Source organism: Kribbella sp., assembly GCF_035687465.1.
Lineage (GTDB): Bacteria > Actinomycetota > Actinomycetes > Propionibacteriales > Kribbellaceae > Kribbella.
The window spans coordinates 1-3,858 of sequence record NZ_DASRXP010000466.1; the positions used below are offsets into that span (position 1 = coordinate 1).

4 protein-coding genes and 1 pseudogene are annotated in these 3,858 nt (G+C 69.1%); 2 read left to right on the forward strand and 3 right to left on the reverse strand.

The genetic code is table 11. From position 1 onward, the window contains the following. Positions 1 to 308, forward strand: a pseudogene (locus VFG33_RS24435) (hypothetical protein); the annotation flags it as partial. A 25-nt stretch (positions 309 to 333) separates the two neighbouring features. Further along, on the forward strand, positions 334 to 888 hold the full coding sequence (locus VFG33_RS24440) for a hypothetical protein (protein ID WP_325055276.1): 555 nt from the start codon (positions 334 to 336) through the stop codon (positions 886 to 888). Positions 889 to 897: 9 nt separating this feature from the next. Here VFG33_RS24440 and VFG33_RS24445 read toward each other — a convergent pair whose 3' ends face one another. From VFG33_RS24445 to VFG33_RS24455, 3 genes are read right to left on the reverse strand one after another with little or no spacing between them, the layout of a single operon-like run. Continuing rightward, positions 898 to 1,887 carry a GNAT family N-acetyltransferase gene (locus VFG33_RS24445; protein ID WP_325055277.1) on the reverse strand — a complete coding sequence of 330 codons (990 nt, stop codon included), beginning with the start codon at positions 1,885 to 1,887 and terminating at the stop codon, positions 898 to 900. A 40-nt stretch (positions 1,888 to 1,927) separates the two neighbouring features. Further along, positions 1,928 to 2,806 (reverse strand): prephenate dehydratase, encoded by an 879-nt coding sequence (locus VFG33_RS24450; RefSeq protein WP_325055278.1) that lies wholly within the window; start codon positions 2,804 to 2,806, stop codon positions 1,928 to 1,930. Between the two features lie 39 nt (positions 2,807 to 2,845). Then, complete coding sequence (locus VFG33_RS24455; RefSeq protein ID WP_325055279.1) at positions 2,846 to 3,643, reverse strand: lysophospholipid acyltransferase family protein; 798 nt, start codon at positions 3,641 to 3,643, stop codon at positions 2,846 to 2,848. Positions 3,644 to 3,858: the final 215 nt, after the last annotated feature.

The window sequence follows — 3,858 nt, forward strand, 5'->3', positions numbered from 1 at the left end:
CGGTCGACGTGCTGCCGTTCCTCGCCGAAGCCGGCCCGCTCTACGCCTACGGCCACCTGCCCACGTTCTTCGACGCCCCCGCGAACCCGGACCACCCCGACGGCGAATGGCGGGCCGACACCTTCCTGGTGATCGCTCCGGACGTGATGCACTCCCGAACCCTCGAACCAGTAGCCGCCTTCACCTGGGGCTACCGCATCTCCTCCGGCGTACCCGACGTACTGGATCCCGCCCGGGCCAGCGCAATCGACTGGGCCGGTCACCGCCCGACTCTGTCCACCGCCTACCCGACGTGGACCTTCACCTGACCGCCGGTCGGGTTGGATGGGCTGCATGGATGTCACCAAGGACGGGCGAAGCTGGCGGGTCGGCACCGAGGGCGACGTCGCCTGGGTCGCCGGCCAGACCACACAGGGCCTCTCGATCACCACGGCGATCCCGCCGGTGTTCGACGCATACGCCACCTTCTATCCGCCCGACGGCGTCAGCTTCGAGGCCCATGAACGAGCCGTGGTCGAGGAGCTGATCCAGCACACCGCTGCCCAGCCCTGGTGGCTGGGGTACCTCGACACCGGTGCTCACGACGTCGTCTTCCCGCTCGCGCCGAAGGTGTCCCTGTACTGGAACTGGCCGTACGTCCTGGTCGAGGCCGGACCCGAACAAGCCCTCACCTGGCGGACAGGTCACATGCGAGGCGACGGACCACTGCCCGATCTGTTCTTCCCCGCAGACCACTCCTGGCTCGTCTCGGCCCTCTGGGACGACACCTGGACCGACCTCGGCGGCACCGATGCCCTGGCCACCGCCCTGCAGCGCAATCCGCTGGTCAACGCCCGCCGCGTCGCGCCCGACGAGGACGCCCTCCCGCCAGGGCTGACCCGCGACTGACTCCACCGGTCAGCTGAGCTCGCGTTGCCAGAGGGAACGGTGGGCGACAGGACGGAATCCCAGGTGCTCGTTGACGGCGATCATCGGCGCGTTCTCGGGCGCGTTCCAGGTGTGCAGCACGGCCGGGTGGTCCAGTTCCGACTGCAGCGAGCGCAGGTTCGGGATCTTCACCGCCATGCCGAGCCGCCGGCCGCGATGCGCCGGATGCACGAACGTGTCCCACTGGAACAGCCGCTCCGGGTTAGCCGCGCCGCCGCCCATCTGTGTGTACGCCGCCAGCCGTCCGTCGGGAGCGACCGCAACCGTCGTGTGGCAGAACCGTCCCTGCTTGAGCCGCCTGTCCTCGGCCTCGCGGACCCGGTCAGGCGTCCACTGGGTCGGCTCGAGGTCACGATCGCCATGCGGGATGTCCACGGTCGCCCAGCTCAGCGCACCCGCGAACTCCTCGAGCCACTCGTCCGGAGTGTGCTCACGCCATTGCAGGAGTTCGTAGCCGGGAACAGGTCGCTCCAGCTCGCTGATCCGTTCGTCGGACAACGGCAGTTCGAGCACCTGGTGCAGTTCGACGTGCTTGCGTTCGAACCCCCGGGCCGCGGCGAACGCAGTACCGGCGCTTTCTCCGGTCGAGGCGTCGGCCAGCATGGAGCCGGCCAGCAGCCGGCGGCCGTCCTCGCGTGCTCGTGCGATGACGGCTTCGAGCAGCAGCGTGCCGACGCCGGTACGCCGGTACTGCGGGGCAACCACGAGCTCCACATCCACAGAGTGGGTGTTGTCCTGCAACCACCAGTCGAGCCACGCCATGCCGAGCCAGGTTTCCCCGTCGACCACCCCGAGCCCCTCGGCCCGGACATCACTGTGCTCCTCGGCCATCAGCACTCGTGCCTCGTCCAGCCCGAGTCCGACCGGGAACTCCTGCTCCGCCCGCCGCACCTCGTCCCGCAGCGCGAAGAACCGCCCGAACTGCTCCCTGTCCCGCCCGTCCACCACCACAATTTCCATCCCGCGAGCCTATGGCCGTCCGCGGCCGGGCGCCCCCGAATTAGTGGTGGGGGCGGAGGGCGCGGTTGGCGGCTGGTTCGGCGATCTGGGCGCGGAAGGGGTGCGCGGGGTAGACGCCGAGTACGCGGACCTCGACCGAGAAGAAGGCGAGTTCCTCCAGCGCGAGCGCCACGTTGGGCTCGTCGGGGTGGCCCTCGACGTCGGCGTAGAACTGGGTCGCGAAGAACGTCCCGCCGAGCTGGTAGCTCTCCAGCTTGGTCATGTTGACGTTGTTCGTGGCGAACCCGCCGAGTGCCTTGTACAGCGCGGCCGACACGTTCCGGACCCGGTAGACGAAGCTGGTGATGACCGGCCCGGAGTCCACCGGCGGCACCTCCGGTTCCCGCGACAGCACCAGGAAGCGGGTCGTGTTGTGGTGCTCGTCCTCGACGTCTTCCGCGAGGGTCTTCAGGTTGTAGAGATCGGCCGCGGCACGCGGAGACAGGGCGGCGACCGACGGATCGGCCAGCTCGGCGACCTCGCGGGCGGCGCCGGCGGTGTCGTCGGCGACCACCGTGGACCAGCCGTGTTCGCGGATGATCTTGCGGCACTGGCCGAGCGCGTGCACGTGGCTGCGGACCGTCTTGATCGACTCCAGCCTGGCTCCCTCGACCCCGAGCAGCTGGAAGTGGATCGGCAGGAAGTGCTCGCCGATGATGTGCAGCCCGGACTCCGGCAGCAGGTGGTGGATGTCCGCCACCCGGCCGGCGATCGAGTTGTCCACCGGGATCATGGCGAGCCCGGCCGCACCTGTACTGACGGCCTCGAGTGCGTCCTCGAACGTCGTACAGGGCAGCTGCTCACGGTCCGGGAACATCTCAGTGCACGCCATTGCTGAGTTGGCGCCTGGCTCACCCTGATAAGCGATCGGTCCGTCCACGATCACCCAGCCTAGCCGTGTGCTGTCTCAGTCAGCGGATCAGGTGTCCGACTTGCGGACCTTCTTGGGGGCGCCGGTGGTGGCCCGGCCCTCGAGCGCCTTGGCCTTGGTGGCGTACAGATCGACGTACTCCTGGCCCGACAGCTCCATGATCCGGTACATGATCTCGTCGGTGACGGCCCGCAGGATCAGCCGGTCGCCCTCCATCCCGTCGTACCGGGAGAAGTCCAGCGGCTCGCCGAACTTGACCGTGGGGGAGGCGAGCGAGGCGACGATCTTGCCCGGCGGGGCGACCACGTCGGTACCGATCACGCCACAGGGGATCACCGGGACCTTCGCCTCGAGCGCCAGCCGGGCGACGCCGGTCCGGCCCTTGTAGAGCTTGCCGTCGTGCGAGCGGGTCCCCTCGGGGTAGATGCCGAACAGTTCGCCGCGCTCCAGCACCTTCATCCCGGCCCGGATCGCGCCTTCGGAGGCAGAGCCGCCGGACCGGTCGATCGGCACCTGGCCGGTGCCCTTGAAGAACCCCCGCTGGAGCAGCCCCTTGATCCCGGCGCCGACGAAGTAGTCCGACTTGGCCACGAAGGTGACCCGGCGACGGACCACCAGCGGCATGAAGATCCAGTCGGCGTACGACAGGTGGTTGCTGGCGATGATCGCCGGCCCCTGCGCCGGGATGTGCTCGGCGCCCTCGACCTTCGGGCGGAAGATGCGCTTCACCGGCGGGCCGATCAGCACGTTCTTCAGCATCCAGTAGATGCCCTTGCCATCACCCTCGCCGGCGTCGGGCAGCTCCCGATCCGGTTCGGGCCGCGGCGACTGTGCCGGTTCCGTCATCGATGTCCTTTCCCTCACGTACCCCCGTGCCCTCATGATGCCGTACGACGCCGGGTGTGCGTCCCGCTCGCTCGCAAGTCGCCGCGCGGAAGCTCCTGACATGGACGGCCGCGGCTCCGTAGGCTTCTGACCGCGGGAGTCACTCGAACTGGGGAGGGCCGGGTTGTGAGGACCGGGAGATTGACCGCGGTACTGGCCGTCGCGGCGGCGGTGGC